Source organism: Paraburkholderia sp. (genome assembly GCF_035948235.1).
Classification (GTDB): domain Bacteria; phylum Pseudomonadota; class Gammaproteobacteria; order Burkholderiales; family Burkholderiaceae; genus Paraburkholderia.
This window is the reverse complement of sequence record NZ_DASZJJ010000182.1, coordinates 1-16806: the sequence shown is the minus strand read 5'-3', so window position 1 is coordinate 16806 and position 16806 is coordinate 1. Positions and strand designations below refer to the sequence as shown.

Below are 16806 nucleotides of genomic sequence, written 5' to 3'. Positions count from 1 at the left end.
GATCTCGAGGAAACCGAAGAAGCCTTTCGCGACACCGATCCGCAAGGCCGCCTGCGCGTGAACATGCAGGGCACGCTCGCGCAGTATTTCGTGATGCCGCGCCTCGCGCAATTTCTCGCGCGCTATCCACGCATCGAACTCTTTATCGGCTCGGGCGATCACTTTGTCGATCTCGTGCGCGAGGGTATCGACTGCGTGCTGCGCGCGGGCGAACTCAGCGATTCGTCGATGATCGCGCGGCGCGTCGCGCTGCTCGAACAGGTCACCGTCGCGAGTCCCGGGTATCTCGAACAGTATGGCGATCCCGCGTCGATCGACGCGCTTCTGGACGGGCATCTTGCCGTCAACTATCTTTCGCCGGCCACGGGCCGCGCGCACCCGCTCGAATTCGCAATGGCCGATGGCGTGCGCAACATCACGCTGCCGGGACCGGTGGCCGTGAACGGTGCGGAGCTTTACACGGCGGGCGCCATCGCGGGACTCGGGCTCGTGCAGGTGCCGCGCTACCGCGTGCGCGAGCAACTGGCCAACGGCGAATTGTGCGTCGTGCTGCCCGACCAGCCGCCGCCGCCCATGCCGGTGTCCGTGATGTTTCCGCAGGCGCGCCAGCTTTCGCTGCGCGTGCGCGCCTTCGCGGACTGGCTGGTGCAGGTTTTCGCCGACGTGGGTTGACGTCGATCAACGTCGATCAACGTCGGCTTCGCGCGTTCCGTTCAGGACGCTTCTTTGGCCGCCTGGATCATCTTCCAGCCATTGCCGGCCGGATCGCGGAAACCCGCGTCGATGCTGCCATAGCGCTCCACCGGTTCCTGGGTGAACTCGACGCCTTTGGCTTTCCATTCGGCGTAGCGCGCGCGGCAGTCGGCCACGGTCAGCACGAGCGGCGGCATCGCGCCCTTGGCGACCATCGCGCGCAGCGTCTGTGCACTCGCTTCGTCATGGACCGGCGGCCCCGGCGCGAACAGCCCGAGCTGGAACGACGGCTGATCCGGATGCTGGATCGTCAGCCAGCGGTAGGTGCCGTTGCGCACGTCGGTGTGGACTTTGAAGCCCAGTTTGTCGACGTAGAACGCCAGCGCCGCGTCCTGATCGTCCACGTAGATGCCTGCGACGTTGATTCCTTCAGTCATGTTGCCTCCCTCGTTGGTTTCCCTCGTCGACCCGATCGGGTCGATGGCTGGACTTTAGCGTTCGCCTCGCGGCGGCGCTTCTCCAAAACTGCGCTCTTGAGGTCGGGGCGCTGCGCGGCTTTCAGCACGCAGGCGGGCACGCGGTCGAGCCGGGTCGCGTCGGCTTCGGCTTGAGCCTGGCGGCGCGCGTCGCTGGGGCTCAGGCCGGTGATGTCGCGAAACGTGCGGCCGAAGGTGCCGAGGCTCTCCCAACCGGTCGCAAAGGCGATTTCGGTGATGCTCAGCGCGGTGTCGCGCAGCAGCGTGGTGGCCTGCTCGATGCGGCGCGTCAGCAGATAGCGATGCGGCGGGATGCCGAAAGCGCGCTTGAAGGCGCGCGCGAAATGGGCTTCTGAAACGCCGCTGACTTCGGCCAGACGGGCGACCGGCCAGGCTTCGTGCGAGGCGGCGTCGATGCGGTCGCGGGCGCGCAGCAGGCGGCGCAAGAGGGCGGGGTCCTGGAGGGTGGTGCTGCTTTCGTGGCGAGAGGGCATGGGGGCCGGGCGGCACGCAGGCGGGCGAATGTGGGACGAGCGCCGCTAGTTTAAGCCGAACCCGTCGCTGGCTTCGCCCAAGGCAGGCACCTCAAGTGCGCCGCGCCACCATCCCCGAAACGCGCTGGGCCGCCTGCTGCAGCGGCTCCAGGAAAGTCTTCACCATCTGTTTTGCCGAGGTGCGCTGGGCGTTGCCGCTGATGTTCATCGCGGCGATCACGCGACCCTGGCGGTTGCGGATGGGCGCCGAAATCGAGATCAGCCCGCCTTCCAGTTCCTGATCGACGATGGCCCAGCCCTGCTGGCGGACCTGGGCGATGATCTTCTTGAGCTCGTCCTTGTCGGTCACGGTGCGCGGCGTGTGCGCGTAAAGCGGCGAAGCGCCGAGCGTGGCGTCGAGCGTGTCCTCGTCGAGCGCCGCCAGCAGCACGCGACCCATCGACGTGCAGTAAGCCGGCAGGCGGCTGCCGATCGACAGGTTGATCGTCATGATCTTGTGCGTAGGCACGCGCAGCACATAGACGATCTCGGTGCGGTCGAGCACGGCCGCCGAGCAGCTTTCGTGCACTTCGCCGGACAGCGCTTCCATGACCGGTTCGGCCAGATTCCAGAACGGCATCGACGTCAGATAGGCAAAGCCGAGGTCGAGAATCTTGGGCGTGAGCCGGAACAGACGTCCTTCGGCCTCCACGTAGCCAAGCGTCTGCAGCGTGAGCAGGATGCGCCGCGCGCCGGCGCGCGTGAGGCCGGTGGCCGCGGCGACGTCGGTGAGGGTCTGCTCGGGATGCTCGGCGTTGAACGCGCGGATCACGGAAAGCCCGCGCGCGAACGACTGCACATAGGAGTCGCCCGGCTTTTCGGGGAGGTCCGTCTGCTCGTCGGAGGAGGCGGGAAAGGCGCGGGTAGCGGGGTTCATGGCGTCGTGGCGTCGGATCAAGGGCTGGAGGCGGCGCGAAAGGAACCCATGACGATAGCGCAAGCGCTTTGTTTCGCCAACCGGCTCGCGGTGGCAAGGGCGGCGCATCGACGTGAAAAACGCAAGCGCGTTGCCCTATTTATCCGAACGCCCTATTTGATTTTTCGCAAGCGAATTGCGGGGGTGTTGAGTTGACGAGGTGGGTGAATATCGGTAAATGATTTGATTATCTGATTTTAACGTTGAATTGATCGATTAAATCGACTTAAGCGTCAGCGGCGCCGGCTATTTTTTCCCTCGGCCGCAATCGCAAGGTTCGATCTCATTTGCACGTTTTTTCGCCTGGCAAACACTTTTTGCTGTCTGCGACGCCTTGTCGCGCGGGGTGTTGCGACGTTCAGAAAGATAACTGAAAGATATGTGTGTCGTTCCGTCGCGCCGGGGTATATGTGGCCGTTCGCCCTCGACAAGCCTTAGCTTAAATCAAATTTTGAATAAGTCGTTTCCGTAGAATTTCGCTAAAAACGGTACGGGTGCATTTTGCATGGCGATTTTTGCAATGCGGGTGCGTAATGGCGTTCAAAGCAGCGTTCAAAGTGGTTAAACGGAAAAGCAGGCAAACATGAAGAGAAAAGCCTTCAAAAGGTGGTTAATCCCCCTCGGCGGCGGGCTCGTCGCCACGCTCGCGGGATGCAGCGGCAACCTGACGGTGCTCGACCCCAAGGGCAGCGTCGGCGTGGCCGAAAAATCCCTCATCGCCACGGCCACGTGGGCCATGCTGCTCGTGGTGGTGCCCGTGATCCTGCTCACGCTGTATTTCGCCTGGCGCTATCGCGCGTCCAATCGTAACGCCACTTACGCGCCCAAGTGGGCGCATTCGACGGCCATCGAAGTGGTGGTCTGGACCATCCCGGCCGTCATCATCCTCTTCCTCGCCGTGCTCACCTGGAAGACCACGCACGAGCTCGACCCCTACCGGCCGCTCGAATCGAACGTCAAGCCCATCAACGTCGAAGTCGTCGCGCTCGACTGGAAGTGGCTGTTCATCTATCCGGACCTGGGCATCGCCACGGTGAACCAGCTGGCGGTGCCGGTGGGCACGCCGGTCAACTTCCGCATCACGTCGGATTCGGTGATGAACTCGTTCTTCATCCCGCAGCTTGGCACCCAGGTCTACGCCATGGCGGGCATGCAGACGCGCCTGCATCTGGTCGCGGACGAAGCCGGCAACTACGAAGGCATTTCGGCCAACTACAGCGGCAAGGGCTTCTCGGACATGAAGTTCCGCACGCTCGCTACCAGCCAGCAGGATTTCGACGCGTGGGTGCAGAAGGTCAAGGCCTCGCGCGACGGCCTGTCGATGGACGAATACGCGGGCGTCGCACAGCCGACCGAGAAGGCGCCGGTGCAGTACTTCTCGACCGTCGATCCGAAGCTCTTCAACAACATCATCGCGAAGTACAACAACGGCCACGTCACGGACTTCAATGACCCGTCGTGCGTGACCAAGGGGTAAGCAGTCATGTTCGGAAAACTCACCTTAGAGGCGATCCCGTTCGATCAGCCGATCATCATGGGCGCCGCGGCGTTCATGGCTCTGATCGTGGTCGCCGTGCTCGGTCTTGTGACCGTGACCGGCAAATGGAAGTACATCTGGACCGAATGGCTCACGAGCGTGGACCACAAGCGCATCGGCCTGATGTACATCATCGTGGCGGTGCTCATGCTCGTGCGCGGTTTTGCCGACGCCGTGATGATGCGCATCCAGCAGGCCATCGCCTTCGACGCGCCGGGCTATTTGCCGCCGCATCACTATGACCAGATCTTTTCGGCGCACGGCGTCATCATGATCTTCTTCATGGCGATGGCGCTCATGGTCGGGCTGTTCAACCTCGTCGTGCCGCTGCAGATCGGCGCGCGCGACGTGGCGTTCCCGTTCCTGAACTCGCTCTCGTTCTGGATGACGGCGATCAGCGCGATCCTCATCAATCTGTCGCTGGTGGTCGGCGAGTTCGCGCAAACGGGCTGGCTCGCGTATCCGCCGCTTTCGGAACTGCAGTTCAGTCCGGGCGTGGGGGTCGATTACTACATCTGGTCGCTGCAGTTGTCGGGCGTGGGCACGCTCATCACCGGCATCAACTTCTTCGTCACCATTCTGAAGATGCGCGCGCCGGGCATGAGCCTCATGAAGATGCCGGTGTTCACGTGGACGGCGCTCTGCTCGAACGTGCTCATCATGGCCACGTTCCCGATCCTCACGATCGCGCTCGCGCTGCTGGGCTTCGACCGTTACGTCGGCACACACTTCTTCACGAACGACGGCGGCGGCAACGTCATGCTGTATCTGAACCTGATCTGGGCCTGGGGCCACCCCGAGGTGTACATCCTCGTGCTGCCTGCGTTCGGCATCTATTCGGAAGTGATGGCCACGTTCTCGAAGAAGCCGCTGTTCGGCTACAAGACGATGGTCTACGCCTCGTGCGCGATCATGGTGCTGGCCTTCCTGGTGTGGCTGCATCACTTCTTCACGATGGGTTCGGGCGCCGACGTCAACGCGTTCTTCGGCATCATGACCATGGTCATCGCCATCCCCACGGGCGTGAAGATCTTCAACTGGCTGTTCACGATGTATCGCGGCCGCATTCAGTTCACCGCGCCGGTGCTCTGGACGATTGGCTTCATGGTGACGTTCTCGATCGGCGGCATGACCGGCGTGATGATGGCGATCCCGGGCGCGGACTTCGTGCTGCACAACTCGCTGTTCCTGATCGCTCACTTCCACAACGCGATTATTGGCGGCGTGGTGTTCGGCTATCTCGCGGGCCTGCACTACTGGTTCCCGAAGGTGTTCGGCCTCAAGCCCAGCGAAAAGCTTGGCAAGGCGTCGTTCTGGTGCTGGTTCGTCGGCTTCTACGTGGCGTTCGTGCCGCTTTACGTGCTGGGCTTCATGGGCGCGACGCGCCGCCTGAACCACTACGACAACCCCGCCTGGCAGCCGTATTTTGTCGTGGCCGCCATTGGCGCGGCGATCATCGCCGTGGGCATCGTGTTCCAGGTGCTGCAATGGGTGATGGCGTTCGTCAATCGCAACAAGGCGGAATGCCAGGACATCACCGGCGATCCGTGGGACGGCCGTACGCTCGAATGGGCGACGTCGTCGCCGCCGGCGGTCTATAACTTCGCGGTCATCCCGCAGGTGCAGGAAATCGACGCCTTCACGCACATGAAGGAAACGGGCCGCGGTCTGGGTCTCGCGGCGAAGTACACCGACATTCATATGCCGTCGAACACGTCGGCGGGCTTCTTCGTCGGCATGTTCAGCCTGGCGCTGGGCTTCGCGGGCGTGTGGCATATCGTGTGGCTGGCCGCGCTGGCGTTCGCAGCCATCGTCGTGACGATCGCCTTGCGCAGCTTCAGCGACGACGACGGCTATTACATTCCGGCCGCGAAGGTTCGCGAGATCGAAGAGAAGCGCCATCGCGCGACGGTTGCCGTCAAGCGCGAACTGGCGGAACTGGAGGCCTAAGCCATGCTACAGAAAACCAATACGGCAACGCTTGCCGACTTCGATCATCACGATCATCCGCCGTCGAACTCCGTGTTCGGCTTCTGGGTGTACCTGATGACGGACTGCATCCTGTTCGCGTCGCTGTTCGCGACCTTCGGCGTGCTTGCACATCAGTACGCGGGCGGCCCGACGGGCAAGGATCTGTTCGATATCGGCGGCGTGGCGGTCGAAACCGCCGTGCTGCTGCTCTCGAGCATCACTTATGGCTTCGCGATGCTTGGCGCGCAGCAGCGCAAGAGCGGCGCGGTGCTTGGGTGGCTTGCGGTCACCTTTGTCCTGGGCGTGCTGTTCCTCGTGCTCGAACTGCGCGAGTTCTCGCACCTGATCGCCGATGGCGCTGGGCCGCAGCGCAGCGCGTTTCTTTCGTCGTTCTTCGTGCTGGTCAGCACGCACGGTCTGCACGTGTTTTTCGGTCTCGTCTGGATGATCGTGCTGATGATCCAGGTGGTGCGCCGCCCGCAACTCGACGAGCGCGAAGTGCGCCGCCTGACCTGCCTGAGCCTCTTCTGGCACTTTCTGGACGTGGTGTGGATCTGCGTGTTTACTTTTGTCTATCTCGGGAGCGTGCTCTAAATGGCTCATTCTCATAGCGAAGCCCATGGTTCCCTCGGCAGCTACGCTGCGGGCTTCATCCTCTCCGTGCTGCTGACCGCAGGCGCGTTCGGTATCGTGATGCACGGCGCGGTTGGGCCTGGCACCGGCATGGCGATCCTCGCAGTGCTTGCCTTTGTGCAGGTGGTTGTCCATCTGGTGTTTTTCCTGCACCTGAACGCCTCGCCGGGGCAGGGCTGGAATGTGCTGTCTCTTGCCTATACGGTGCTGGCGGCTGCGTTTTTGATCTTCGGCACCATCTGGGTCATGCATAACGTCAGCATGAATATGATGTCGCGATAAGTCGTCTGATTTGTTCGGATGGATACGGCGGCCGTGCGAGATTCCCATCTCGCGCGGCCGCCGTCATTTCTACCGCTGGTCTCCCGCCCAACCTGCGGATACCCCTGCTTGACACTCGCGCGCCGCGACGCCTATCATGGGCGCCAAATGTTCGATTATCGACCATGAGTTCGTAGGTCGAACAAAACGCACGAGGACGTGCGCGTTCGATACCTCATTCTTCGCCCGCGCAGTCCGTCGATCCCAACCGGTTTAGCATGGGATTGCGTCCGACTTTCATACAGCGCGCGCAATCGACAGGAGACTCTGATGACGGAAGCATTCATCTGCGACGCAATTCGCACGCCGATCGGCCGCTACGCGGGCGCCCTCGCACAAGTTCGCGCTGACGATCTGGGCGCGGTGCCGCTCAAGGCGCTCATGGAGCGCAACACGGAAGTGGACTGGTCGGCGATCGACGACGTGATCTACGGCTGTGCGAACCAGGCGGGCGAAGACAACCGTAACGTCGCGCGCATGTCGTCGCTGCTGGCGGGCCTGCCGCAGGCCGTGCCGGGCTCGACCGTCAATCGTCTGTGCGGTTCGGGCATGGACGCCGTGGGCATCGCCGCGCGCGCGCTCAAGTCGGGCGAAATCGGTCTGATGATTGCCGGCGGTGTGGAAAGCATGAGCCGCGCGCCGTTCGTGATGGGCAAGGCCAACACGGCCTTCGCGCGCGACGCCGCGATCTATGACACGACGATCGGCTGGCGCTTCGTCAACAAGCTGATGAAGCAGCAATACGGCGTCGATTCGATGCCGGAAACGGCTGAAAACGTCGCAGTCGATTACAACATCAGCCGCGCCGATCAGGATGCCTTCGCAGTGCGCAGCCAGCAGAAGGCCGCACGCGCGATTGCCGATGGCACGCTGGCGCAGGAAATCGTTTCGGTCAGCATCGCGCAGAAGAAGGGCGATCCGCTGGTGGTGTCGCGCGACGAACATCCGCGTGAGACCTCGCTCGAAGCGCTGGCCAGACTCAAGGGTGTTGTCGGGCAGGACGGTTCGGTCACGGCCGGCAATGCATCGGGCGTGAACGACGGCGCATGCGCGCTGCTGCTCGCCAACGAAGAAAACGCCAGGCGCTTTGGCCTGACGCCGCGCGCGCGCGTGATCGGCATGGCAACGGCAGGCGTCGCGCCGCGCGTCATGGGCATTGGCCCGGGCCCGGCGACGCAGAAGCTGCTCGCGCGTCTGGGTATGACGATCGACCAGTTCGACGTGATCGAACTCAATGAGGCGTTCGCTTCGCAAGGTCTGGCGGTGCTGCGCATGCTGGGTGTTGCGGACGACGATCCCCGTGTCAATCCGAACGGCGGCGCGATTGCGCTGGGCCACCCGCTGGGCATGAGCGGCGCGCGTCTGGTGACGACTGCGATGTATCAGCTGCATCGTACCGGCGGCCGCTATGCGCTGTGCACGATGTGTATCGGCGTTGGTCAAGGCATTGCCATCGCGATCGAGCGCGTTTAATTTGCATAGATCGTTTCGATGAAGCCGCGGGTCTGTTTCGGACCCGCGGCTTTTTTATTGTTTCCCCGGATCGTGTTGCTGGATTTAACAATACGCAACAATCGCGGCGAGCGTTTCATTAACAATCGCCAAACAATTTTCAACAAAATATTTCAAATTCAAGGCGACTAATCTCGATCAAACTCAGCGGCATCTAGCAGACTGAGCTTCATTCTCCCGCGTAGAATCGCTCGCACATCGGTTCAGTACCTGATTAATCAAGCGAATCGAATTTACCGCAAGGAGCGGAACGAATATGAAGAAAGCATCTGTTTTGATCGCAGCACTGATGGTGGGAATTGGCGTTTCACAGGTGTCTTTCGCGCAAGGCGCTCAACCCGCTTCGGCACCTCAACAATCGGCGTTGGCAAGCCAGGCGCAATCGGTGATCGCCAATGCTCAGCCGGTTCACGTCACGGCCAAAATCATCGCCATCGATCGCGGTTCGCGTGTCGTCACGCTGCGCGGTCCGCGCGGCAATGACATAGACGTCGCATTGAGCCAGCAGGTCAGCACCTTCGATCAGCTGAACGTCGGCGATACCGTCGATGTGCTTTACAAAAACGCGCTTCTCGTGACCGCCGACAAGGTCACGGGCAAGGAGAAGGGCATTCGCAAGCGCGTCGATACCAACGTTTATCTGCCGGCTTCGTCGGGCTATGACGCGGCGCGTCAGGTCGAGGTGCAGGCCACCGTCCAGCATATCAACGTGAAGAAGCGTGAAGTCACGCTGCGCGGCGCGTATCAGACCGTCACCGTCGAAGCCACGCCCGACATCGATCTCAAATCGCTCAAGGTCGGCGACACGATCCACGCCGTGTTTGTCTCGGCCTACGCTACCCAGGTCACGCCGGTCGGCGCGACGCAATAAAAAACCGGCGCGCAGCGAAGTGTTTCGCCACGCGCCGGCTTGTCCGACGATCCGCAGCGGGCGCCCTCGAAGTATTCGGCGGCGCCCGTCGTTCGTCTGGCGGCTTACATGCCCGCCATGCACAGGTACTTGATGACGACGTAGTCGTCGATACCGTAGTGCGAGCCTTCACGGCCCAGACCCGATTGCTTCACGCCGCCGAACGGTGCGACTTCGTTCGAGATCAGGCCGGTGTTGATGCCCACCATGCCGTATTCGAGCGCTTCCGCTACACGCCAGACCCGGCCGATATCGCGGCTGTAGAAGTAAGCGGCCAGACCGAATTCGGTATCGTTGGCCATCTTGATCACTTCTTCATCCGACGAGAAGCGGAACAGCGGCGCGAGCGGGCCGAAGGTTTCGTCGCGGGCGACCTTCATCGCGGGCGTGACGCCCGTGAGGATGGTCGGCTCGAAGAAGCCGTGGCCGAGCGCGTGGCGCTTGCCGCCCGTCAGCACCTGCGCACCCTTGCCGAGCGCGTCTTCGATGTGCGATTCCACCTTCAGCACGGCCGCTTCGTTGATGAGCGGGCCTTGCGTCACGCCGGCTTCCGTGCCAAAGCCCACCTTGAGCTTTTCCACCGCGTCGCGCAGCTTGGCGGCGAACGTGTCGTACACGGCGTCGTGCACGTAGAAGCGGTTGGTGCAGACGCAGGTCTGGCCGCTGTTGCGGTACTTCGAGGCGATTGCGCCCGCGACTGCGGCGTCGATATCGGCATCGTCGAACACGATGAACGGCGCGTTGCCGCCCAGTTCGAGCGAGACTTTCTTGACGGTCGCGGCGCACTGGCTCATCAGCAGACGGCCCACCGGCGTCGAGCCGGTGAACGAGAGCTTGCGCACGATCGGGTTGCTTGTCAGTTCGCCGCCGATGGCCTTCGGGTCGCCGGTGACGACGCTGAACACGCCTGCCGGCACGCCTGCGCGTTCGGCCAGCACGGCCAGCGCGAGGGCCGAGAACGGCGTGGCTTCAGCGGGCTTGAGCACGATCGGGCAGCCTGCTGCGAGCGCGGGGCCAACCTTGCGCGTGATCATCGCGGCGGGGAAGTTCCACGGCGTGATCGCGGCGCACACGCCGATCGCTTCCTTCGTCACGACAATGCGCTTGTCGTTGGCGGGCGTCGGGATGGTGTCGCCGTAGACGCGCTTGCCTTCTTCCGCGAACCATTCGAGGAACGAAGCGGCATAGCCGATTTCGCCCTTCGCTTCGGCGAGCGGCTTGCCTTGCTCGGTCGTGAGGATCAGCGCGAGGTCGTCGGCGTTTGCCATCATCAGATCGTGCCACTTGCGCAGGATCACGCTGCGCTCCTTCGCGGTCTTCGCGCGCCATGCGGGCCAGGCGGCGTTCGCGGCGGAGATCGCGCGGCGCGTTTCGGCGGCGCCCATGCGCGGCACCGTGCCGATCAGCGCGCCAGTGGCGGGGTTGACCACGTCGAGCGTGGCGCCGTCTTCGGCGCCTTGCCATTCGCCGTTGATATAGGCGGCGTTCTTGAGCAGCGATGCGTCTTTCAGGTTCATGCGTGAACTCCCGACAGGCTTCAATTCGATTCGAAACGACGAACGGCACAGCGGCAAGCGCCGGTGTGCCGTTTCGTGGATGACCCGCGCGCGGCGGGTCCTTGTAAGTGCTTGGTGCCGAGGCTTAAGCCGGCACGCCCACGGCTTCCTTGATCGACTCTTCGAGGATCGCGAGGGCTTCGTCGAAGACGTTTTCCTGGATCGTCAGCGGGAACAGGAAGCGCACGACGTTCGAGTACACGCCGCACACGAGCAGCAGCAGGCCGCGGTTCAGCGCGGCGGTTTGCACGCGCTTGGTGAAGTCGGCGTCGGCTTCATTGGTGCCCGGCTTGCAGAATTCGACCGCGTTCATCGCGCCCGGACCGCGCACATCGGCGATTTGCGGCACTTCGGCCTTCATCGCGTTGAGCTTGGCCTTGATCTTGTCGCCCAGTTTCGTGGCGCGCTCGCAGAGCTTTTCTTCTTCGATGATCTCGATGACCGCGTGCGCCGAAGCAACGGCCAGCGGGTTGCCGGCGTACGTGCCGCCCAGACCGCCCGGCGCTGCCGCGTCCATGACTTCCGCGCGGCCGACCACGCCCGACAGCGGCATGCCGCCAGCGAGGCTCTTGGCGATCGTCATCAGGTCCGGCGCGACGTCGTAGTGCTCCATCGCGAACAGCTTGCCGGTACGTGCGAAGCCGGTTTGCACTTCGTCGGCGATCAGCAGGATGCCGTGCGTGTCGCAGATCTTGCGCAGGCCGCGCACGAAGTCAGCCGGTGCCTGGTAGAAGCCGCCTTCGCCCTGAACCGGTTCGAAGATGATCGCGGCGACGCGCTTCGGATCGATGTCGGCCTTGAACAGCATCTCGATGTGCTTGAGCGAGTCAGCCGTGCTGATGCCGTGAACCGAGTTGGGGTACGGAGCGTGGTAGACGTCAGCCGGGAACGGGCCGAAGTTCAGCTTGTACGGTGCGACCTTGCCGGTGAGCGCCATACCCATCATCGTGCGGCCGTGGAAGCCGCCTGCGAAGGCGATCACGCCCGGACGGCCCGTCGATGCGCGCGCGATCTTGACAGCGTTTTCGACGGCTTCAGCGCCGGTCGTGAAGAACGCGGCCTTCTTCGCGAAGCTGCCCGGAGCGCGTTGCGCGACCTTCTCGGCCAGCGAGACGTACGACTCGTAGGGGACGATCTGGTAAGCGGTGTGCGTGAACTGGTCGAGCTGCGCCTTAATGGCGGCGACGATCTTCGGATGGCGATGGCCCGTGTTGCACACGGCGATACCGGCGGCGAAGTCGATGAAGCGGCGGCCTTCGACGTCCCACAGTTCCGCGTTTTCGGCGCGTTCGGCGTAGAAGTTGCACATCACGCCCACGCCGCGCGGGGTAATGGCGTCCTTGCGGCTCTGCAGATCGGCGTTCTTGCTCACGTTCATCTCCTTGATGCTTTCGGTTCTGAGGTTGGTTGGTGGACCGGCAAGCAGTCCATGCCGCGACTATACTCACGTTTGGCTCTAAAATTCAGAGCCATTCAGTGCAATCTTTAGGAGCCAATTTCATGCGAGCGAGTGTCCTGTCCGACTGGCTGGCCCAGCGGCTCGAGCGCGGCAGCGGCCAGCCCGTGTACCGGCAATTGCACCGGCTGCTTCAGCAGGCGATCCACTCGCGCGAACTGCCGGCGGGCGCGCGAGTCCCGTCCTCGCGGCTTCTGGCGGCGGAGCTGGGGATCGCGCGCAATACGGTGACGCAGGTTTACGAGCAATTGGTGCTCGAAGGCTATGTCACGTCGGCGACCGGGCGCGGCACCTTCGTGGCCGATACATCGCCCGACGAAATCGTCGGAGCGGCGGAAATTGGCTCTATCGAATTAGTGAAAACCCCGAGTAAATCAGGTTCCATTGCGAGCCAATTCGCACTTGTTGCAACTAACAGCCAGATTGGCGAGGCGCTGGCGGTGGATGTGCCGCTAGAGCGGCCGCCGTCGGTCATTGCCACCAACCTGCGCGACGACGACCCAAGCCAACCGCCGCTGACCCAACCATCTCAGCCGCACCGGCCGGCCGCGCGCGCGCTTTCCGCGCGTGGCGCGCGTCTGATCGCGGGAGCGGGGGTTTCGAAACGCCAGGGCGGCGCGTTCATGCCCGGTGTGCCGGATGTCTCGCGCTTTCCTGCACGCATCTGGACGCGCCTGCACAACAAATACTGGCGCACGCTGCGGCCCGATCTGCTGACCTACGCGCCGGGCGGCGGACTTGCCTTGCTGCGTCACGTGCTGGCGGACTATCTGCGCACTTCGCGTTCGGTGCGCTGCTCGCCCGAGCAGATCATCATCACGACCGGCATCCACCAGTCTGTCGATCTTGCCGTGCGACTGCTGTCCGATCCGGGCGACACGATCTGGACCGAAGATCCCTGTTATTGGGGCGTGCGTAGCGTGCTGCACGTTTCGGGGCTCAAGCCACGCCCGATTGCGGTGGATAGCGAAGGCATCAATCCATCTGCTGCCGATTTCGCCGCGCCGCCGCCGAAGCTGATCCTTGTGACGCCTTCGCATCAATACCCGCTCGGGATGGTGATGAGTCTTGCGCGCCGCCGCGTATTGCTCGAATACGCGCGGCAGAATCAATGCTGGATCATCGAGGACGATTACGACAGCGAGTTTCGTTATGGCAGCCGGCCGCTTGCGTCGTTGCAGGGGCTCGATACGGCAGGGCAGGTGATTTATGTGGGGAGCTTTGGAAAGACGCTGTTTCCGGGGCTGCGCGTGGGATATCTGGTGGCGCCTGAGCCGCTTGCGGAAAGTTTTGCTACTGCGAGTGCTGAGCTTTATCGGGAAGGGCAGCTATTGCAACAGGCCGTGCTGGCGGAATTTATCGCCGAAGGGCATTTCACTTCGCATATTCGCAAGATGCGGGCGCTTTATGGGCAGCGCCGCCAGGTGCTGCTCGACGCCGTTTCGCGCCGATACGGCGACGCGTTGCCCGCCATGGGCGGCGACGCGGGCCTGCACGTCGTGATGCAACTACCCGAGGGCAGTGAAGACCGCGCGGTGGCTGAAGCCGCGCTTGCGCGCAATATCGTGGTGCGGCCGCTTTCGGGTTATTACTCGTCTCGCGAGCGGGCGAACCCGGGTTTGTTGATCGGCTATGCCTGCGTGCCCGATGAGGAGATCGCGCCTGCGTTTGAAACGCTTGCCGAGGCGATCGATACGACCCTACCCGCTTTCCGGTAAGCGATTGCGGGGCGCTCATCGCCGAATCGGCGCCGCCCCACACTTCGAGCGCGGCAAACCTGCACCTGCATCTCTCGCCACACGGCCTGTCTCCGATCCCCTGCGCAATGGCGACCCAGCGATGGGCGTCCCGGAATAGCGCGCAACCCTGCCACCCGCATTTCCTGCCGAGGGTGGGCCGGCGTACGACGGCCAAATTAGCAGATCGCCAATACCTTCCGCTCTACCCATCTCTTCCCGCATGACGCTTTCTTGCGACAAAAGCGAACGTCTTCGCCGTTGCGGCGTGATCTTAAAATCGTCCGTTAATTAATTTAACTATTTCAGATGATTCTCATTTTCTTCGTCTGATTTTGGGCATTAATTAAGAATCGTCTTATGTGTCCAAGCGGTTTCCTTAACTAGCATCTGCCTCTCATGCCGTCGCGCGTCGCGCGTTTTTGCATGCCCCAAAGCTGGCGGATAGTTAGCGAACATCACGGGATCTGTCTTGCGACGGTGAGTCCTTTGTCGAGTGCGTCGAACGCGAATTTGACCGCGTAGTTGGTCGGATTCTCCTGATGTTTCGGTGTGATCCGCCCTGAAAGACACATGCCGCCACGAGGAAAAGCGATTTTCCAGAATAGAAATCGTTCGATCGATTAAGGATCAGTCTGACGGCAAACTAGGTCTTGAGATTCGGGCGGTCACCGGTTTCGATTGATCTTCTGATGGAAGCGGTTATCCGGGTCGTTGCCCGGTGAGGCTCGAATAGTCAAGAGCCAGTCTGGCTAAGCTCTCGTCCGAAACTGAATTTCCAAATCAAGCGTCGTGAAGTTTAAACATTACTAAGGATTGCAAAATGAATAAAACTTATCGTTCTGTCTGGAACAAAGTCACAGGTACTTGGGTTGCTGCGGCCGAAACCGCGAAGGCCAGATCCAAGGGCACAAACTGTAAGGTGATTGTTGTCGCTCTCGCCGCGCTTGGTGCGGCCTCGCAAGCATCTGCCTACGTAGCCGGCACAGGCGCTAATGCAGTCACGACCGTGGATACCGCCGTGGGTGACGGGGCTTATGCGGCCGGGAACGCTACTAATTATTACGGCTGGACATTGGGCGCAACGGCGTTGGGTAACAAAGCCAGCGCCACGGGGCAGGGTGATGTTGCGATCGGCTACCAGGCGTTGGCATCTGACGGATTTACCACCAGCATCGGTTCTGGAGCGACGGCATCGGCCTTTTCAGCCTCGGCATTCGGTACCAACGCGACGGCGTCGGGTAGCTACGCCACGGCGCTGGGTATCAACGCAGTCGCCAGCGCGAATTCGAGCTTGGCAGCGGGGGTTCAAGCTGTTGCGTCGGGGGCGGGGGCAACCGCTTTGGGCGGAAAATCGAATGCCGCCGGCTACACGAGCTTAGCCCTTGGCAACAGTGCGGTTACCACAACCAATGCAAATAACAGCGTAGCCATTGGCTACATGGCTTCGGTAGATGCAGCTAATTCCGTGGCCCTGGGTGGCAACTCCGTAGCGAACACTGCTGCGGTGGGCACGTCGAGCGGCGTAATTGGCGGCACGACATATAACTACGCGGGCACTGCACCGGTGGGCACGGTGAGCGTGGGTTCGGCAGGCGCCGAGCGCACCATCACGAACGTGGCAGCGGGCCAGATTACGGCCTCCAGCACGGACGCGGTGAACGGTTCGCAGTTGTACGCAACGAACACGAAGGTTACTCAAAACACGAGCGACATCGCGCAGAACACGACGAGCATCGCGCAAAACACGACGAACATCGCGCAAAACACGAGCGCCATTTCGAACCTGCAAGGCGACGTCACGAATATGGCCGGGACGATGGCCGATGCGGTGATGTACGACTCGTCGGCACACGCTTCGGTGACGCTGGGCGGTGTTGGCTCGACCACGCCGGTGGCGCTGCACAATGTGGCGGCTGGTGCGCTGAGCGCATCGAGCTACGATGCGGTGAATGGCTCGCAGCTGTACGCAACGAACACGCAAGTCGCACAGAACACGAGCGACATCGCGAAGAACACGAGCGCCATCTCGAACCTGCAAGGCGACGTCACGAATATGGCTGGCGCAATGGCCAATGCGGTGATGTACGACTCGTCGGCACACGCTTCGGTGACGCTGGGCGGTGTTGGCTCGACCACGCCGGTGGCGCTGCACAACGTGGCAGCCGGTGCGGTGAACGCATCGAGCTTCGACGCAGTGAACGGCTCGCAGCTGTATAACGTGGCCAGCTCGACGGCCAGCGCAATTGGCGGCGGCTCGACGGTGAACAGCGACGGCTCGATCTCGGCGCCGACGTACAGCATCGGTGGCAGCACGTTTAACAGCGTTGCAGGTGCGGTGACGAACCTGGACAGCCGTGTGACGAAAAACACGACCGACATCTCGAACCTGCAGGGCGATATCACGAATATGGCTGGCGCAATGGCCGATGCGGTGATGTACGACTCGTCGGCACACGCTTCGGTGACGCTGGGCGGTGTTGGCTCGACCACGCCGGTGGCGCTGCACAACGTGGCAGCCGGTGCGGTGAACGCATCGAGCTTCGACGCAGTGAA

12 protein-coding genes and 4 pseudogenes are annotated in these 16806 nt (G+C 62.3%); 11 read left to right on the top strand and 5 right to left on the bottom strand.

The window, feature by feature from the left end; all coding sequences use genetic code 11:
• The coding region (locus VG320_RS15935) for a LysR substrate-binding domain-containing protein (RefSeq protein WP_327201055.1) at window positions 1-672 on the top strand (672 nt) is incomplete at its 5' end.
• 41 nt (window positions 673-713) lie between these two features.
• Here VG320_RS15935 and VG320_RS15930 read toward each other — a convergent pair.
• The 3 genes from VG320_RS15930 to VG320_RS15920 all read right to left on the bottom strand — a co-directional run bounded on the left by VG320_RS15930 (window position 714) and on the right by VG320_RS15920 (window position 2579).
• Window positions 714-1130, bottom strand: a complete 417-nt coding sequence (locus tag VG320_RS15930) for a VOC family protein (RefSeq protein ID WP_327201054.1) — start codon at window positions 1128-1130, stop codon at window positions 714-716.
• Entirely contained in the window at window positions 1127-1663 is a 537-nt protein-coding gene (locus VG320_RS15925; RefSeq protein ID WP_327201053.1) for a helix-turn-helix transcriptional regulator, read from the bottom strand. Before VG320_RS15925 ends, VG320_RS15930 begins: the two co-directional genes overlap by 4 nt.
• 91 nt (window positions 1664-1754) lie before the next feature.
• On the bottom strand, window positions 1755-2579 hold the full coding sequence (locus VG320_RS15920) for an IclR family transcriptional regulator (protein WP_327201052.1): 825 nt from the start codon (window positions 2577-2579) through the stop codon (window positions 1755-1757).
• Window positions 2580-3201: 622 nt separating this feature from the next.
• Here VG320_RS15920 and cyoA point away from each other — a divergent pair.
• The 6 genes from cyoA (at window position 3202) to VG320_RS15890 (ending at window position 9463) form a co-directional block, all read left to right on the top strand.
• Window positions 3202-4095 (top strand): ubiquinol oxidase subunit II, encoded by an 894-nt coding sequence (gene cyoA / locus VG320_RS15915; RefSeq protein ID WP_327201051.1) that lies wholly within the window; start codon window positions 3202-3204, stop codon window positions 4093-4095.
• A gap of 6 nt (window positions 4096-4101) precedes the next feature.
• Entirely contained in the window at window positions 4102-6105 is a 2004-nt protein-coding gene (gene cyoB, locus VG320_RS15910) for a cytochrome o ubiquinol oxidase subunit I (protein WP_327201050.1), read from the top strand.
• Window positions 6106-6108: 3 nt separating this feature from the next.
• Entirely contained in the window at window positions 6109-6720 is a 612-nt protein-coding gene (gene cyoC / locus VG320_RS15905) for a cytochrome o ubiquinol oxidase subunit III (RefSeq protein ID WP_327201049.1), read from the top strand.
• On the top strand, window positions 6721-7041 hold the full coding sequence (gene cyoD, locus VG320_RS15900; protein ID WP_327201048.1) for a cytochrome o ubiquinol oxidase subunit IV: 321 nt from the start codon (window positions 6721-6723) through the stop codon (window positions 7039-7041). It abuts the gene before it with no gap.
• A 309-nt stretch (window positions 7042-7350) separates the two neighbouring features.
• Window positions 7351-8553, top strand: coding sequence for a 3-oxoadipyl-CoA thiolase (gene pcaF / locus VG320_RS15895; RefSeq protein ID WP_327201047.1), 1203 nt, complete (start codon window positions 7351-7353; stop codon window positions 8551-8553).
• Between the two features lie 295 nt (window positions 8554-8848).
• A complete protein-coding gene (locus VG320_RS15890; RefSeq protein WP_327201046.1) occupies window positions 8849-9463 on the top strand; it encodes a hypothetical protein in 615 nt (204 codons plus the stop codon).
• 104 nt (window positions 9464-9567) lie between these two features.
• Here the strand turns inward: VG320_RS15890 and gabD are convergent, their stop codons facing one another.
• Both gabD and gabT read right to left on the bottom strand, forming a co-directional pair.
• A complete protein-coding gene (gene gabD / locus VG320_RS15885; RefSeq protein ID WP_327201045.1) occupies window positions 9568-11019 on the bottom strand; it encodes an NADP-dependent succinate-semialdehyde dehydrogenase in 1452 nt (483 codons plus the stop codon).
• A gap of 124 nt (window positions 11020-11143) precedes the next feature.
• Entirely contained in the window at window positions 11144-12436 is a 1293-nt protein-coding gene (gene gabT, locus VG320_RS15880; protein WP_103703071.1) for a 4-aminobutyrate--2-oxoglutarate transaminase, read from the bottom strand.
• 122 nt (window positions 12437-12558) lie between these two features.
• On the opposite strand from gabT, the pseudogene VG320_RS31200 reads away from it, so the two are divergent.
• From VG320_RS31200 to VG320_RS15870, 4 pseudogenes are all read left to right on the top strand, one after another.
• A pseudogene (locus VG320_RS31200) lies at window positions 12559-12846 on the top strand (GntR family transcriptional regulator); the annotation flags it as partial.
• A gap of 177 nt (window positions 12847-13023) precedes the next feature.
• Window positions 13024-14232, top strand: a pseudogene (locus VG320_RS15875) (PLP-dependent aminotransferase family protein); the annotation flags it as partial.
• A gap of 841 nt (window positions 14233-15073) precedes the next feature.
• Window positions 15074-15706, top strand: a pseudogene (locus VG320_RS31195) (ESPR-type extended signal peptide-containing protein); the annotation flags it as partial.
• Window positions 15707-15718: 12 nt separating this feature from the next.
• Window positions 15719-16806 (top strand): annotated as a pseudogene (locus tag VG320_RS15870) (hypothetical protein); the annotation flags it as partial.